Genomic DNA, 15,974 nt, shown 5'->3' on the forward strand with positions numbered 1-15,974 from the left:
ATCGGCAAACCTACCCACCGCCGTCGGGCGACGATCGGGCGGCTACACGGCTCCGATCGCGCGGGAGTTGACCACGGCCATGGTGTGCACGTCGTCCTTCGAGAAGCCGGCCTCCAGCAGCTTGTCGGCGAACAGCGCGAGCCCGTCCTCGACCGGCGGGTTGAACGGCTGGCCGAGGTCGCTGGACAGGATCGAGTGCGCCGGGCCCACCGCGCGGATGTTGGCGAACAGCTCCTCCCACGCCACTTTCCCGGTGTGCGGAGTCGTGAAGCAGCGTTCGAGGAAAGCGCCCAGCTCGGCCAGCCGCCGCTGTTCCGGGACGGGGAGTCGCTGCGAGGTGAACTCCGGGTGGGTGACGACCACGCGGCGTACGCCCTCCTCCTTGGCGGCCGTCACCACCGCGACGATCTCCGCGGCCGCGAGATGCCCGGTGGCCAGGACCATGTCGTGCCGGGCGATCACCCGCAGCACCCGCCGTACGCTGTCGAGCACCTCCCCGGAAGCGGAAACGACGTCCACGATGTCCGGCACGATGCCCTGCGCGTGCAGGTCGGCCTGCAACGCACCCCACATCGCCGGCTTCGCGCCCGGCAGGTCCGGCGCCGTGTTCGTCCGCTGGTTGCGCGAGTCCACCGTGGGCATCCACACGACGCGCGCGCCCAGCCGCCCGGCGATCTCCACGGCCGCCGGGTTCATGCCGCCCATCGAGCCGTTCAGCGTGATCGCCCCGAGCGCGTCGATGCCGGGGACGGCCTTGCGGACCACGGAGGCCCGCTCGGCGGTTGTCACGTAGTGCGATTTCAGCACGAAACCGGCCAGGCCGACGTCGAGGCAGCGCCGGGCCAGGTCAAGGTCGTCGATGCGGCGGTCCATCACGTCGGGCGCGACGTGCACGTGCGTGTCATAGGCGCCGGCCACCAGGGCGCGGGCTTCGGCAGAGGGCATGGACTTCCCTTCCGTACGCCGTCACAGTACGGCCACGATTGTCGATAATCTTGTCGACGAAGTCCACCGGTCGTGATCACAATAGACGCCAGTCTATAACTGGAGACTCGGATGATCAGAGCATCGCGTGTGTTCGTGACGCTGGCCGCCCTGCTCCTCGCGCTCACCGCGTGCGGCGACTCGAAGGAGGGCCCGGCCGGCCGCCCCAAGACCGACAAGGTCACGTACGTGACGGCGTTCGGCGCGGTCGGCCGCGACTCGTTCGCCTGGGTGGCCAAGGAGAAGGGCTTCTTCCGCGACGCCGGCATCGACGTCGACATCCAGAAGGGCGCCGGCAACGTCCAGAACCTCACGATGATCAAGTCGGGGCAGGCGCAGTTCGCCGCGCTCGACTTCACCGGCGCGGTCATCCAGGCCGGCACCGGCAAGTTCACCGACTGGCGCGCGGTCGCCGCGATCCACCAGCAGACCCTCGTCTCGATCATGACGACCGCCGACACCGGCATCACCAAACCCGCCGATCTGTCCGGCAAGACCATCGCGACGGCCGCCGGCAGCGTCTCGGAGCTGCTGTTTCCCGCGTACGCGAAGCTCGCCGGCATCGATCCGGCAAGTGTCAAAATCCAGGGGGCGCAGACCACGGCGCTCAACGGGCTGATGGCCCAGCGCAAGGTCGACGCGCTCAGCACGTTCCTGCTCAGCCAGAAGGCGCTCGAAACCACGTCCAAGAAGCAGGTGGTCGTGATGCCGTACAGCGACTATCTCAAGGACCTGTTCGGCAACGCGATCATCACGACGCCGTCGCTCATCTCGACCAACCGTGACCTGGTCAGCCGGTTCGTCGGCGCGGCGATGAAGGGTCTGCAGTACACCGTGGACCACCCGGACGAGGCGGCCGCGATCCTGCACCAGGCCGAACCGACGGCGGCGGTCCCGGCCGCGGTCGGCGAGATCAACGCGATGAAGCCGTACGTGCCGGCGCCCGACGGCGGGCCGCTCGGCTCGTTCGACCAGGCGCGCGTACAGAGTGGCATCGCCGAGTTGGAGACGGCCGGACTGATGCCGAAGGGCCTCACGCCGGACAAGATCGTCGACCCGAGCTTCATCCACTGATGACCCGCTCGCGGCTGTGGGCCGTCACGCTGCCCGTGCTGGGCGCGGTGCTCGCCGTCGGTCTCTGGTGGCTGCTCACCGCCGCACTGCACATCGACAAGTTCTACGTGCCCTCGCCGGCGGATGTCGTGGAGACCTTCTTGCGTACGCCTCGATTCCTCATCCAGGAGACCTGGGTGACCCTGCAACGGGTGCTGATCGGCTTCGGCATCGCCGTGGCCGGAGGGCTCGCCGTCGCGATCGTGCTGGCGGCCTCCCCCACCGTCGAACGGATGACGATGCCGGTGCTGGCCGCGGTCAACGCCATCCCGAAGGTGGCGCTGGCACCGCTGCTGCTGGTGTGGATGGGTTTCGGCGACGCACCGAAGATCGTGATGGTGATCCTGGTGAGCTTCTTCCCGGTGGTGGTGTCCACCATGGCCGGTCTCACCTCGACCCCGATCGAGCTGCGCCGGCTCGCCCGGTCGCTGAAGGCGTCGTGGCGGCAGACGTTCGTCAAGGTGCGGCTGCCGTGGGCGCTGCCGCAGATCTTCGTGGGCCTGAAGGTGGCCACCCCACTGGCGATCATCGGAGCGGTGATCGGTGAGGTGGTCAACCCGGACCGCGGCCTCGGTTCGGTGATCAGCGGGTCCGGTGCGTCGAACGACACCCCGCTCGCGTTCGCGGCGCTGGTGCTGCTGGCCGTGCTGGGCGTGCTCCTGTTCTACGCGGTGGCCCTGGTGGAACGCCTGCTGGTGCCGTGGGCGCAGGCGTTGCGGAGCGAGGAATGATCGAGGTTTCGGGGGCCGGTCGCACCTTCGACGGGCGGCGCGGCCGCGTCGAGGCGCTGACCGACGTGAGCCTGTCGGTCGCGGACGGCGAGTTCCTCACGCTGATCGGGCGCTCCGGCTGCGGCAAGTCGACGCTGCTCAGCATGATCGCGGGCCTGCTGCCGCCGACGACGGGTTCGATCGCGATCGACGGAGTCCCGGTGACGTCGCCGCGCCGGGACGTGGCGATGGTCTTCCAGCAGCCGGCGCTGCTGCCGTGGCGTACGGTCGAGGCGAACGTGATGTTGCCCGCCGAGATCTCCGGCCTGGATCGCGGCGACGTCCGCGCCCGCGCCGAGGGGCTGCTGTCGCAGATGGGGCTGCTCGGCTTCCGCAAGCGGCTGCCGCACGAGCTCTCCGGCGGCATGCAGCAGCGGGTGTCGCTGTGCCGGGCGCTGCTGCAGAGCCCGACGGTCATGCTGATGGACGAGCCGTTCTCGGCGCTGGACGCGCTGACCCGCGAGGAGCTGGCGGTCGAGTTGCAGCGCATCCATCTCGAGCTGGGCACCACGATCGTCTTCGTGACGCACTCGATCCAGGAGGCGGTCCTGCTGGCCGACCGGGTGGCGGTGCTGAGCGACCGGCCCGGCCGGGTGCGCGAGATCGTGCCGATCGACATTCCGCGGCCGCGGTCGTTCGGCTTCAACGCCCACCTGGATCAGGTGGCGTCGGCGTCGGCCCGCCTGCACGACCTGCTCATGCCGCTGGACAAACGCTGAGGTTGCCCGCAGGCTGACGGGCATGCTGTCGCGTACGCCGGGAATGTGGTGGGGTGCGGCCGTCGAGGCGCCCGACCCGAAAGCTCTCGCCGCCTTCTACTCGGACCTGCTGGGCTGGCCGATCGTGCACGAGGAAGCCGGGACCGCGGTGCTCGGGACGCCGGGGGCCAGCTTTCTCGTCTTCCAGCAGGCCACCGACTATCGGCGTCCGGTCTGGCCGCCTAACGACGGTGACCAGCGCCCGATGATGCACCTGGACTTCGAGGTGGGTGACCTGGAGGCATCGACGGCCTCGGCGGTCGCGCTGGGCGCCGAGATCGCCACGCATCAGCCGCAGACGAACGTGCGGGTGCTCATCGACCCGGCCGGCCACCCGTTCTGCTTGTGCAAGGACGAATAGCGTCGCCGTGAGAGCTGCCACAAGGCGTGAACCTCGCCGGTCCGGGCTCGTCATCCCATGCGATGGCAGACATGGCGCAGCGTTATCGAGGGTGGTTCGTCGACAACGCCCGGTGGGACCACATTGAGTTGCGTGCGGGCGACATCATTCTGACGGTGCCGCCGAAATCGGGGACGACGTGGATCCAGATGATCTGCGCGCTGCTCATCTTCCAGACGCCCGACCTCCCGCGGCCGCTCGGCGAGCTGTCGCCGTGGCCGGACTATCTCGTGCATCCACGCGAGGAGGTCGTCCGGGAGCTGGCCGGGCAGCGGCACCGGCGGTTCATCAAGACGCACACCCCACCGGACGGACTCCCGTACGACGCGCGCGTCACGTATCTGACCATCGGCCGGGACCCTCGCGACGCCGGCCTGTCCCTCGACAATCACCGGTCGAACACGAATCTGGCCGTCCTGATCGAGCGGTTCAACGCCGCCTCCCGGGCCGACGGCGTCGAACCACCGCGATTCCCCGAGGTGCCACCGGCGTCCGAGTCGATTCACGACCGTTTCCGTGCTTGGGTGGACAGCCCAGAATTCATGTTCGGCCTTCCGTCCTACATGCGGCACCTGGACATCGTCTGGCGCCGGCTCGACCGGCCGAACGTGATCCTGACGCATTACCAGCAGCTGAAGGACGACCTGGCCGGCAGCATGCGTGGCCTGGCCGAGACGTTGGAAATCGACGTTCCCGAGCACAAATGGCCGGAGCTGGTGGAGGCGGCGACGTTCGGCGGCATGAAAAAACGCGAGGCCGACGTGGTCTCGCACCGTGACATGTGGCTCGACGAGTCACGCTTCCTGCACAAGGGCACGAGCGGCCGGTGGCGGTCCGTACTCGACGACGAGGACCTCACGCACTATCGGGAGCGCGTGGCGACGCTGGCCGGCCCCGATCTGCTCAGTTGGGTGCACCGAGGTCAGGAATCCGCGGGCTAGTCGTCGGCGGCCCGCAGCAGTCCGCTATGGCCCCGCGGGGCAGTGGGTGCCGGCCGGCAGCCGTATTAACCGGCCAACGCCGCCGGCGGTTCGCGCGGCGGGGTCGGTCACGGAGCCGAGGCATTGCCGCGCGCGATCGCCGCGTAGACCGCCGCGCTCGGCTTCGGCGTTCGGGTGAACGTTGCCCGGTCCACCTCGTGCAGGCCCAGCCTCATCCCGTACCCGGACGTCCATTCGAAGTTGTCCATCAATGTCCAATGGAGATAGCCGAGCACCGGAACACCGTCCCGGACGGCGTCGCTCAGGCCGTCCAGCGCGGCCGGGATGAAAGCGGCCCGCAACCGGTCGTCGTCGTGGGCCAGGCCGTGCTCGGTCACCAGGATCGGCACGCCGGACGCCGCGTGCGCGTAACGCACCGCATTCGCCAGCGACAGCGGATAAACATCCGAGCCCATGTCGTTCAGGGGTGCTCCGGACGGTGGCGGCAGCAGACCGTTCGCGTCGTAACGGAACCGCTCGTAGTTCTGCACGCCGAGAAAGTCGTCGGCCGATGCCAGGTGCAGCCAACGGGCGTACACCTGGGAACGCTTTTGATCCCGTACGCCGTCATCACCGACCGCCTGATCGTCGGCGACGGCGAGTCTGAATCCCACCGGCAGTTCCGGGCGTGCGGCCTTGATGGCGGCGCGGGCGGCCGAGTGACCCGCCGCCATCCCGTCCGCGATGGCGCCGAAGTCCTCGGGGAGCATGACGTTCGCCAATCGGTAACGCGGCACCCCGGCTTCCCGGGCGGCGGCGGTCAAGGTGGCTCTTTCCAGGTCACCGACCGACGACGGAACACCCGACCAGGACAGCAGCTGCGGCAGATTCGGCTCGTTGAGCGTCACCGCGAAAGCGATCCCGGCACCGAAAGAGTCGGTCACCGCGCGGCAATACGCCGCGAACCGGGACGGCGCCTCGTCGTCGAGCCATCCGCCGCGCGCCGCGAACCAATGCGGGCTCGTCATGTGATTGAAGGTGACGATCGGCGCGAGCCCGGCGGCCCGGCACCGGTCGACGATCGCGCCGTAATGGGCGAGCGCTTCCTCGTCGAACGTTCCCGGCGACGGCTCGACCCGTGCCCATTCGACCGAGAACCGGAACGCGTTCAGGCCCATCGCCGCGACCCGGTCCACGTCGCCGGCCCACATCTCGTACGCGTTGCAGGCCGCCCCGGACGGCTCGCGGAAAACGGTCGGGCTCACGTGCTCGGCGAACCACGTGTCGCTCGCCGTGTTGAATCCCTCGGTCTGATGTCCGGAGGTCGCCACACCCCAGAGGAAGCCGGCCGGAAACGCCATGGTGTTTCAATATCATTCTCGGCCGCACAACTCCAGGGGGAGCGCACGGTGGATCGGAAATGGCTGGAGCAATGGCGGGCTTCGATGCGGGAGAACCTGTCCCGGCTGGCCGGCGAGCGACGGTTCGGGCAGGTGGCGGGCGTGCACGAGGTCGCCGGCGCCGCGACCGAGGCCGAGCTGGCCGACCTGGTCGCCACGCACGGCGACGATCTGCCGTACGACCTGCTGGCGTTTCACCAGGCCATTGCCGAGGTACGCCTCCCGGCCGTCACCCACGGTTACTGGATTCACCGTCCGCCGCACACCGATCCGCCGCACACGCTGAGCGACGGCCGCCGGGTGATCGTGTTCGGCAGCGACGGGAACGGCGGATTGTTCGCGCTGACCGCCGGCTCGGGGACGCCGGTGCTGCGGCTCTCGGACGAGGAGGAGGCCGTCGTGTTCACCGCCGACCTCCAGGAATTCCTCAGCTTCCTGGAACGCGAGACCGCGGCGTTCGGTTGAGCGCGGCGCCATTCGTCCCGACCTGTTGGACGCGGAGGAAGTTGTCGATACCTGGGATGCCGCGGTCTGCTAGAAAGGTCAGGCGATGTACGGGCCGGCGGTTCGGCGCGGCGGGGTGGAGGGCCGATGATTCTTCTGATCATGCGGTGGCCCACGCCCGCGATCGGGGTGACATGACCGACATTGATCGTGCCCGGGCGTCCGGGTTGCCCCCGGACCGGCTCGGTGCCCGCATGCTCGCCCACGCCCTGCTGGAGTTTACGCAGGTCGAGACCGATCCCGAGCTGATCGACAAGCTCATCGCCGAGTGCCGGGCGATCGGCTGGGACGAGGTCGAGGTCCTGCTTCTGCACTGCCAGCTGCTCTGCCGCGCGCTGCGTAACGAGCCGCAGGACCGCATCCGGGAGAGCTCCGACGCGATGGTCAGCGCCGCCCAGGCCACCTCCGACGAGATCTTCATCGCGTTGTCGCTGGCCGCCCGCGCCCTTTTCGTGGTGCACGCGGAAAACCCGGACACTCTGGGCGAAGACGACGGCGAGCTGCTGGGCCGCGCGGTGTCGATGCTCGACGACGTGCTCGACGGTGGGTCGAACCTCGGACTGCGCGCTGTCGAACTGCCGGTGTGTTACGTCGAGGTCGGTCAGGCGTACCACCGGATGGGCTTGTGGGAGCTCGAGGAGGAGATGTACGCGAAGGCGGCCGGCACCCTCGACTTCCCGCTCCCGGCCGCGGCCCGGCACGTGCACCAGCTCACCCGCCGCGTCCTGGTGATCAACCGGCTGGAGAACGCGACCGCCCTGGCCTGCGCGATGATCGAGATGAGCGACCGGGAGGGCGCCCGGCACGTGGCCGCCGTCGCGGTCCGGCCCACCGACGTGGAACGCGCCGACCTGCCGCCGATGTGGCAGTGGGAGGTCCGGGCGCTGGAGCGGTTCCTGGACGTGCTGGCCGGCGACGACGCCGACCCGGGTGGCGTCTCCGCGGAGCATTTCGACGCGCTCGCGCCCAGCACGTGGCCCGGGTACCGTGCGTGCCTGCTGCTCGCCGCCGCGGTCGGCGTGCACGACCGCGGTGACGCCGTCCGCGCGGCCCGGATCGCGAACCGGGCGGTGCACCTGCTCGACGACTACAAGCCGAGCATCCAGACCCTCGCGCTGTACCTGGCCGCGCAGGCCACTCCCGAGGGCCCCGCGCTGCGATACTCCCGGCACCTGGCCTCGTTACGCTGGCAGGCCCGCCTCGACGTGCTCGGCGCCGCGCGGGCCCGGTTAGCCGCCGCCCGGGTGCTGCGGCAGGGCGAGCAGCTCAACCGCCAGGCGTACGTGGATGCCCTGACCGGCCTGGCCAACCGGCACGCCGAGACCCGGCACCTGGCCCGGCTGCGGCGGCGCGCCCCGCAGGACCGGCTCGCCGTGGTGCTGATCGACGGCGACCATTTCAAGTCGGTCAACGACACGTTCGGGCACACGGTGGGTGACGAGGTGCTGCGCGTGTTCGGCATGATCCTGCAGGAGGCGGTGATCCGCCCCACAGACCTGGCGGTCCGCCTCGGCGGCGACGAGTTCATGCTGCTCATCGACCTGCCGCCGGGCGGCGACCCACCCCAGGTTGCCGATGACGTCGTACGCGCCGTGGCCCTGCACCGGTGGGACGAGGTGGCGCCGGGCCTGCACGTCAGCGTGAGCGCCGGTCAGGCGGCCGGCCCGGCCCGCGAGGTCGACCAGCTGATCCGCGCCGCGGACGAGAACCTGTACCGGGCGAAGGCGGGCGGCCGGGCCCGCGCCGTGCTGATCCCCTGACCTGGGTGAGTAGGTCCTAACCGTGGTGGTAGGCGGTGAGTGACCTGGTCACGGTGTAGCTCCGGTGGTGTCAGAGCTGAGGCGCTGCGGCGATCCGTTCACGGCAGGGCGGTCCCGCTATGTGTAACTGTTCAGCTGGTTCCGCCGGCCTGGAGTTCCCCGTGCGAGGCGGCGCCGCCCAGGTCCGGGCAGGTCTCAGCTCCCCACAATGGGCGCCCCACCCGGGTGTGGGCAGCAGCGACGCCGGGGAGGCTGTGGCTCCCCACACCGCGGCCCCCTCACCCACGTGTGGGGAGTCGCGACGGCGGAGACACTGTGGCTCCCCACACCGCGGCCACCCCTACCCACGTGCGGGGAGTCGCGACGGCGGGGACGCTGTGGCTCCCCACACCGCGGCCACCCCTACCCACGTGCGGGGAGTCGCGACGGCTGGGACGCTTTGGCTCCCCACACCGCGGCGACCCACAGCAGGTGTGGGCAGTAGCGACGCCGGGAAGGCTGTGGCTCCCCACAGCGACGGCCCTCAGGTCCGCCACGGAAGGCCACCGCATCGGAGGGTGAGCGGCGCGAGAACCAGCTGAACAGTTCCGCTATGTGGACACTGCGGTCACATCATGGATTTTTGTGAACCTTGGAGAGTTGCGCCCACATACGAGCCATAACTCTCCAAGGTTCACATTCGGCCGGCAAAACCCGCCGGGCGAAAGCCTCGTTACGTGACAAACATGCTCTCTACAATGGACGCCAGTCTCACATCGCGGGCGGTGGGTCCATAATGCGGACGCGGGTCTCAGCAGGCGGTCACCTGTCTCACGGAATGGAAGCGCCGCGCGGCCGCGCACCGAGCCAGCCTGTCCAGCGGCCCAGCCGATCCGACAAATCTCGGGAAATGTCGGATATGCGAGTGGGGGTGAGAGCGCTGGCGGACGGACGGACGGCGATCAGATCGCTGATCGGCTACGGCCACTGACTCGGCTACGGGCCACTGACTCGGCTACGGCCACTGACTCGGCCTAGGACTTACTCGTCTCGTTCGCCGCCCGCTCGATCGGTGTCCGGAGCGGTTGCAGTTCGGTGATCGCCTGCTCGTGGGTGTATTCCCACAAGGACCGCCACTCGGAGTCGTCCGCGGCGATCCGGTCGAGCGCGCGCAGAGCAAGCCCCGGGACGTCCGCCGGGATGTCGAGGGTCCCGCCGTCCACCAGGAAATCCGGCGCGTACGCGGTGGTCAGGGGTTCGCCACCGGGAAGCTGGGAGGCCACCACCGTGGCGGCCGCGATCGCGTCGCAGGCGAAGTCGCTGTCCAGATAGTCGTCACCCGGAACCAGGCATGTGGGTGGACGACGCCCGCTTCCTGAACAAAGCAACGATGGGCCAGTGGCGGTCCGCGCTCAACGACGAGGACCTCGCGTACTACAGCCGACCCGGACGTCATCAAATGGGCTCAGCAGGGCCAGGAATAGCATAATCGTGTCGTGCTGAGCACCGAGCGCCTCACCCTGCGCCGCTTTCGCCGGGACGACCTCGACGCGCTGGCCGCCATCGACGCCGACCCCGACGTCATGCGGTACATCATGGACGGTCGGCCGCGCACCCGCGACCAGACCGCCGAGAGCCTGCACCGCATGATGCGGCGATGGGACGAGTACGGCTTCGGGCTCTTTGCCGTGGAGGTGCGCGAGACCGGCGTGCTGGCGGGCTGGGCGGGTCTCGCGATACCCACGTTCCTGCCCGAGGTCATGCCGGCCGTCGAGATCGGCTGGCGGCTGGCGCGCCCGTTCTGGGGTTTCGGGTACGCCACGGAGGCCGCCACCGAGGCGATGCGGTTCGCCTTCGAGACCTGTGGACTGCCGCGGCTGATCAGCATCCGGCATGTGGATAACGTCCGGTCCGGCCGCGTCATGACTAAACTAGGCATGCGGCACACATTCGACACCGTCGTCCCCGAGCACCACCAGCCGGTCGCCGTGCACGAACTGACCCGCGAGCAATACCTGGCTAGGCGCTGAAGACAGCGCTGTATTCGAGGTATTCCTCGATGCCGAACCGGCCGAACTCGCGGCCGATGCCGGACTGCTTGAAGCCGCCGAACGGGGCGTCCTGGTCGCTGACCGGCTCGTTGATCACGACTCGTCCGGCCCGGATCTGCGACGCGACAACCGACGCGTGCGACGGCGGGCCCGCCACGTACGCCACCAGGCCGTAATCGGTGCCGTTAGCGATGTCCACGGCCTCGGCGTCGCCGGCGTACGGGATGACCGCGAGCACCGGGCCGAAGATCTCCTCCTGGGCGATGGTCATGTCGGGTTTGACATCGACGAAGACCGTCGGCCGGGCATAGTTGCCGCTGGCGAGGCCGGGCACCTTGCCCTGGCCGCCGACCAGCAGCGTCGCGCCTTCGTCGAGCCCGCGCTGGATGTAGGCCTGGACGCGCTCGTAATGCGCGCGCGTGACCATCGGGCCGACGCGGCTGGACGGATCGTGCGGCAGACCGACCTTGAAGGCGCCGATCTTCGCGAGGATGAGCTCCTTGACCTCGGCGAGGCGGTGCGCGGGCACGAGCAGCCGGGTGCCTGACGTGCACGCCTGGCCGCTGTTGTAGAGCCACACCCGCAAACCGAACTCCACGGCCCGGGGAAGGTCGGCGTCGTCGAGCACCACGATCGGTGCCTTGCCGCCCAGCTCCAGCGTGACGCGCTTCATCGTGCCCGCCGCGTTCCGGGCGATGATCTTCCCGACCGCCGTCGAGCCGGTGAACGAGATCTTGTCGACGTCGGGGTCGGTGGCCAGCGAGGTGCCGACGTCGTCGCCCAGCCCGTACAGGATGTTGACGACGCCGGGTGGCAGGCCGGCGTCGTGCACGACCCGGGCGAACGCCTGCGACTGCAGAATGCTGTTCTCGCTCGGCTTCATCACCACCGTGCAGCCCGCCGCCAGCGCCGCGGCCGACTTCATCGCCATGAACCACGCGCTGCCGTTCCAGGGCGTGATGAGCGCGGCGACCCCGACCGGCACCCGGCGGACCACGGCGTTGTTGACCCGCTCGGCGAACGGGAAGTCGTCGAGGAGCTGGGCCGCCTGCAGATACCAGTCCCGTGCGGCATCGACGACGAAACCGGAGAACGCGGCGATCGCCCCGTACTCGGTCGACATCGTCGAGGCCAGCTCGTCGCGGTGCCGCGAGACCGCGTCGGCGAGCTGCCGCAGATAGCGCTGCCGCGTCGCCACGGTCGTCGCGGACCAGGCCGGCAGCGCCGCACGGGCCGCCCGCACCGCGGCACGGGCGTCGGTGAGATCCGCCAGCAGGCCGTCGCCGAGGGGCTCGCCGGTCACCGGGCTCACGATCGGCATCGGCCGGCGGCCGTGCGACTCGACGAAACGTCCGTCGAGGTAATGCGTCGTGATGTGGTCCATCTCCGCCTCCCCGAGAAAACGATTAGCGAACAGAGTGTTCGTTACCCACGTTAGCGGACAAGATGTTCGCTACGGTTGTGAGATGGCATACCAGCGGGCGCGCAGCCCGGAACGCAAGCGCGAGCGGACCGAGGCGCTCATCGAGGGAGCCCGGCGCGTGGCGGCCCGCGACGGCGTGCACCGGGTCACGCTGGCCGCGATGGCCGAGGAGGCGGGGCTGACCCACTCGGCGGTGCTGCGCTACTTCCACTCCCGCAACGAGGTGCTGCTGCGGCTGGCGGGCCAAGGGTGGACGGCCTGGGCGGACCGCCTCGAAGCCGCGCTGACCCGGACCGACACCGACGGGCTCGCGAAGATCATGGTGGCGACGCTGGTCGCCGATCCCCTGTTCTGCGACCTGCTCGGCAACGTGCCGCTGCACCTCGAACACGACCTGCCACGCGAGATCGTGCGGTCGTTCAAGCGGACCGGCAACGCGGCCCTGCGGCGGATCGTCGCCGCCATCGACGCGGCGGTCCCGGCGCTGGACGCGGCGGCCGCGGCCGATCTGATGTCCGCCACCAACGCGCTCGCCGGCACGCTGTGGCAGGTGTGCCACCCGGATCCGACGCTGGCCGAGATCTACCGCGAGGAGCCGGCGCTGGGCCATCTCCCGGACGACTTCGCCCCCCTGCTGGAGCGGCTCATCGGCGCAACCGCGAAGGGGCTCAAGTAACCGGCAAACAACGTCAAAAGACTCAAGCCATCCGCCCCGTCCCGCGGCCAGGATGGCTACATGACGCACCCCAAGCCCGTGCTGGAACCGGCCGCCGCGGACTTCGTCCGCCGCACGGCGAAACCGCCGTACGTGTACGAGACGCCGATCGAGCAGAGCCGCAAGCACTTCGAGGCGCTGCAGTCCGGCGACGTGCCCCGGCCGGCCGCGTCGATCGAGGAGGTGGCGCTGGCGGACGTGCGGATCCGGATCGTGCGCCCGGCCGGGCTCGACGGCGACCTGCCGGTGGTGTTCTACCTGCACGGCGGCGGCTGGGTGGTGGGTAACGCCCTCACCTACGACCGGCTGGTCCGCGAGCTCGCCACGAGGGCGGGCGCCGCGGCCGTCTTCGTCGAGTACGCGCTGGCCCCCGAGGCCCGCTACCCGGTCGCGCTAAGGCAGTGCCTGGCCGCGCTGAACTGGGTGGCGGCACACGGCGGCGAGCACGGCCTGGACGGCTCGCGGATCGCGGTGGCCGGCGACTCGTCCGGCGGCAACCTGGCCACGGCGCTGGCGTTGCTGGCGTGTCAGCGGTCCGGGCCGCCGCTCGCCGGGCAGTTGCTCTACTACCCGGTCACCGACGCGACCTTCGGCACACAGTCGTATCAGCAGTTCGCGACCGGGCACTGGCTTCGCCGCGACGCCATGCAGTGGTATTGGGACCAGTACGCGCCGGCGCCGTCGACCCGGTTGGAGTTCACGGCGTCGCCGCTGCGGGCCACGATCGATCAGCTGGCCGGTCTGCCGCCCACGTTGCTGATCGTGGGTGAGGCCGACGTGTTGCGGGACGAGGGGGAGGCGTACGCGGGGAAATTGCGCAGTGCCGGGGTGGCCGTGACCGCCGTGCGTTACGGCGGGATCATCCACGACTTCGTGACGATCGACGCGTTACGCGACACGCATGCGGCACGCGCGGCCACCGCCCAGGGCGGCCGTTTCCTGTACGAGACACTCCACTGATGCGATCCCAGCCCCACGCGGTGGCCAATCTGATCCGCGACGCGGCCGCCGCGGTGATCAAAGACTGAGCCTCTAGATTGGCGCGGTGACCGGACACCATCACCACGCCGCGCGTCGCCCGGCCACGCACCGGCGGGTGACACTGCTCCTGCTGATCCCGGCCGCGCTGCTGACCCTGGCCGGCATGGTCGCGCTCTGGCCGCACCACACGCCCAAGGCCACCCCCGACGACGGTCCGCCACGGTCGCTCGGCCGGGTGGTCGCGGTCTCCGAGCAGACCTGCCCGCGCGGCCGCCAGGGTCCGTGCGGGTCGGTCGCGGTGCGGCTGGACTCCGGCCACCAGGTCACCACGGACATCCCTTCGGGACCCGGCGCCGTACGCCCGTCCCCCGGCGACAACGTGGTGCTGTACCTGCTGCAGGACTCCCCCGGCGGCCCCACCGGGTATTCGATCGTGGACTACCAGCGGTCGAAGCCGCTCTGGCTGCTGGCCGTCGTCTTCGTGCTGGCGGTGATCGCGTTCGGGCGCTGGCGTGGCCTGACCGCGCTGGCCGGCCTGGTCGTCACGTTCGCGGTGCTGCTGATCTTCATGGTCCCGGCGATCCTGGACGGCAGATCGCCGGTGGCCGTCGCCGTGGTGGGCGCCGCCGCGATCATGCTGACCGTCCTGTATCTGACGCACGGCTTCAATCCGACGACCACTGTCGCGGTGGCGGGCACGCTGGTCAGCCTGACGGTGACCGCGGCGCTGTCGGCGATCGCCACCGCGGTCGCGCACCTCTCCGGCGTCGCCGACGACACCTCCAGCTATCTGACCATCACCCAGGGCGACGTCAACATGCGCGGCCTGCTGCTGGCCGGCATCGTGATCGGCTCGCTCGGCGTCCTCGACGACGTCACGGTCACCCAGTCCGCGACCGTCACCGAGCTCGCCGCCGCCAACCCGGGCTACGGTTTCCGCCAGCTCTACGGCTCGGCCACCCGCATCGGGCGGGCGCACATCGCCTCGGTCATCAACACCATCGTTCTCGCGTACGCCGGTGCCTCCCTCCCCCTGATGCTGTTGTTCGCCTCGGGCGGGACGCCGGTGAGCCAGCTCCTGACCGGCGAACTCGTCGCCCAGGAACTGGTCCGCAGCGCGGTCGGCACGATCGGCCTGATCACGGCGGTCCCGATCACGACGGCGCTGGCCGCCGCGGTCGCCGCACGCCGCGCGACCCCGCAGCCGCAGCCGGTGCCTCGCCGTGGCGCCTGGACCGCTGCCGAGTGATCCATTTGGCAGCGCGGCATCTGAATCCGCCCGGCCGGTGTGCGTCTCCGGAAGGTCGTCGACACTCTGACAAGGGAGGACCGTAGTGCCGACCATCACCACCGGGGACGGAACGGAAATTTTCTACAAGGACTGGGGAACCGGGCAGCCGGTCGTCCTGAGCCACGGATGGCCGGTGACGTCCGACGACCTGGACGCTCAGGCGATGTTCTTCGTGGAGCACGGGTACCGGATCGTCGCCCACGACCGGCGCGGGCACGGACGCTCGGCGCAGGTCGCCGACGGGCACGACATGGATCACTACGCGGACGACCTGGCCGCGCTGATCGGCCACCTCGACCTGCGCGACGTTCTCCACGTCGGGCACTCGGCCGGCGCCGGCGAGGTCGTCCGATACCTGGCTCGCCACGGGGAGTCGCGGGTCGCCAAGGCCGCGATCCTCGCCGGGGCGCTGCCGCTGATCGTGCGGACCGAAGCCAATCCCGACGGGCTGCCCAAGGCCATCCTCGACGAGACCCAGCGACGCTTCGCCGCCAACCGCGGCCAGGTGCTGCTGGACAACGCGACCGGACCCTTGTACAACTTCAACCGCCCGGGCGCCGAGAAGTCCGAGGCGTTGATCCGCAGCACCTGGCGCCAGGTCATGATGGGCGGCATCAAGGCCCAACACGACAGCATCGTGGCCTGGTCGCAGACCGACTTCACCGAGGACCTGCAGAAGATCACCGTGCCGGTGCTGGTCGCGCACGGCGATGACGACCAGATCGTCCCGTACGCCACGTCGGCGCCCCGCACGGCGAAGCTGCTCCGCAACGGCACGCTCAAGACGTATCCGGGTCTCTCCCACGGCATGCCCCAGACGCACCCGGAGCTGATCAACGCGGACCTGCTGGAGTTCTTCCGCCGCTGACGCAGCCTAGTCCCGAAGTAAACGCTTTGGCAACGTGGCGTCAGTTACGCCCCCGAT

Annotated in this window: 16 protein-coding genes; 12 read left to right on the top strand and 4 right to left on the bottom strand. The window is 69.8% G+C overall.

Annotated features, from left to right (window positions below; all coding sequences use genetic code 11):
- Positions 1 to 42: 42 nt before the first annotated feature.
- Complete coding sequence (locus HH310_RS11530) at positions 43 to 945, bottom strand: DUF6282 family protein (RefSeq protein ID WP_169175472.1); 903 nt, start codon at positions 943 to 945, stop codon at positions 43 to 45.
- A gap of 111 nt (positions 946 to 1,056) precedes the next feature.
- Here HH310_RS11530 and HH310_RS11535 point away from each other — a divergent pair, with 111 nt between their 5' ends.
- From HH310_RS11535 to HH310_RS11555, 5 genes are all read left to right on the top strand, one after another.
- Positions 1,057 to 2,058 carry an ABC transporter substrate-binding protein gene (locus HH310_RS11535; RefSeq protein WP_169175473.1) on the top strand — a complete coding sequence of 334 codons (1,002 nt, stop codon included), beginning with the start codon at positions 1,057 to 1,059 and terminating at the stop codon, positions 2,056 to 2,058.
- A complete protein-coding gene (locus HH310_RS11540) occupies positions 2,058 to 2,828 on the top strand; it encodes an ABC transporter permease (protein WP_169175474.1) in 771 nt (256 codons plus the stop codon). The genes HH310_RS11535 and HH310_RS11540 overlap by 1 nt, the downstream gene beginning before the upstream one ends.
- Positions 2,825 to 3,586, top strand: a complete 762-nt coding sequence (locus HH310_RS11545; RefSeq protein ID WP_169175475.1) for an ABC transporter ATP-binding protein — start codon at positions 2,825 to 2,827, stop codon at positions 3,584 to 3,586. The genes HH310_RS11540 and HH310_RS11545 overlap by 4 nt, the downstream gene beginning before the upstream one ends.
- Positions 3,587 to 3,608: 22 nt before the next feature.
- Positions 3,609 to 3,986: a VOC family protein gene (locus HH310_RS11550; RefSeq protein ID WP_248293916.1), complete on the top strand. Its 378-nt coding sequence runs from the start codon at positions 3,609 to 3,611 to the stop codon at positions 3,984 to 3,986.
- A 71-nt stretch (positions 3,987 to 4,057) separates the two neighbouring features.
- Positions 4,058 to 4,966 (top strand): sulfotransferase domain-containing protein, encoded by a 909-nt coding sequence (locus HH310_RS11555; protein WP_169175476.1) that lies wholly within the window; start codon positions 4,058 to 4,060, stop codon positions 4,964 to 4,966.
- 107 nt (positions 4,967 to 5,073) lie between these two features.
- Here the strand turns inward: HH310_RS11555 and HH310_RS11560 are convergent, their stop codons facing one another.
- Positions 5,074 to 6,306 carry a family 1 glycosylhydrolase gene (locus HH310_RS11560; RefSeq protein WP_169175477.1) on the bottom strand — a complete coding sequence of 411 codons (1,233 nt, stop codon included), beginning with the start codon at positions 6,304 to 6,306 and terminating at the stop codon, positions 5,074 to 5,076.
- 48 nt (positions 6,307 to 6,354) lie between these two features.
- On the opposite strand from HH310_RS11560, the gene HH310_RS11565 reads away from it, so the two are divergent.
- Both HH310_RS11565 and HH310_RS11570 read left to right on the top strand, forming a co-directional pair.
- The gene (locus HH310_RS11565; RefSeq protein ID WP_169175478.1) at positions 6,355 to 6,810 is read left to right on the top strand and encodes a hypothetical protein; all 456 of its coding nucleotides are present in this window, start codon (positions 6,355 to 6,357) and stop codon (positions 6,808 to 6,810) included.
- A 173-nt stretch (positions 6,811 to 6,983) separates the two neighbouring features.
- Positions 6,984 to 8,609, top strand: coding sequence for a GGDEF domain-containing protein (locus HH310_RS11570; protein ID WP_169175479.1), 1,626 nt, complete (start codon positions 6,984 to 6,986; stop codon positions 8,607 to 8,609).
- Positions 8,610 to 9,622: 1,013 nt separating this feature from the next.
- On the opposite strand, the gene HH310_RS11575 is transcribed toward HH310_RS11570, so the two are convergent.
- Entirely contained in the window at positions 9,623 to 9,976 is a 354-nt protein-coding gene (locus HH310_RS11575; RefSeq protein ID WP_169175480.1) for a DUF4259 domain-containing protein, read from the bottom strand.
- Positions 9,977 to 10,084: 108 nt separating this feature from the next.
- On the opposite strand from HH310_RS11575, the gene HH310_RS11580 reads away from it, so the two are divergent.
- Positions 10,085 to 10,618, top strand: a complete 534-nt coding sequence (locus HH310_RS11580) for a GNAT family N-acetyltransferase (protein WP_169175481.1) — start codon at positions 10,085 to 10,087, stop codon at positions 10,616 to 10,618.
- Here HH310_RS11580 and HH310_RS11585 read toward each other — a convergent pair.
- A complete protein-coding gene (locus HH310_RS11585; RefSeq protein WP_169175482.1) occupies positions 10,608 to 12,023 on the bottom strand; it encodes an aldehyde dehydrogenase family protein in 1,416 nt (471 codons plus the stop codon). The genes HH310_RS11580 and HH310_RS11585 overlap by 11 nt on opposite strands.
- Positions 12,024 to 12,105: 82 nt before the next feature.
- Between HH310_RS11585 and HH310_RS11590 the strand changes: the two genes are divergently transcribed.
- The 4 genes from HH310_RS11590 to HH310_RS11605 all read left to right on the top strand — a co-directional run bounded on the left by HH310_RS11590 (position 12,106) and on the right by HH310_RS11605 (position 15,917).
- Positions 12,106 to 12,738, top strand: a complete 633-nt coding sequence (locus HH310_RS11590) for a TetR family transcriptional regulator (RefSeq protein WP_169175483.1) — start codon at positions 12,106 to 12,108, stop codon at positions 12,736 to 12,738.
- A gap of 60 nt (positions 12,739 to 12,798) precedes the next feature.
- Positions 12,799 to 13,737: an alpha/beta hydrolase gene (locus HH310_RS11595; protein ID WP_169175484.1), complete on the top strand. Its 939-nt coding sequence runs from the start codon at positions 12,799 to 12,801 to the stop codon at positions 13,735 to 13,737.
- Between the two features lie 85 nt (positions 13,738 to 13,822).
- Positions 13,823 to 15,007 (top strand): YibE/F family protein, encoded by a 1,185-nt coding sequence (locus HH310_RS11600; protein ID WP_312033974.1) that lies wholly within the window; start codon positions 13,823 to 13,825, stop codon positions 15,005 to 15,007.
- Between the two features lie 85 nt (positions 15,008 to 15,092).
- Positions 15,093 to 15,917, top strand: coding sequence for an alpha/beta fold hydrolase (locus tag HH310_RS11605; protein WP_169175485.1), 825 nt, complete (start codon positions 15,093 to 15,095; stop codon positions 15,915 to 15,917).
- Positions 15,918 to 15,974 lie beyond the last annotated feature (57 nt).

Origin of the sequence: Actinoplanes sp. TBRC 11911, assembly GCF_012933445.1 — a bacterium.
GTDB lineage: Bacteria > Actinomycetota > Actinomycetes > Mycobacteriales > Micromonosporaceae > Actinoplanes.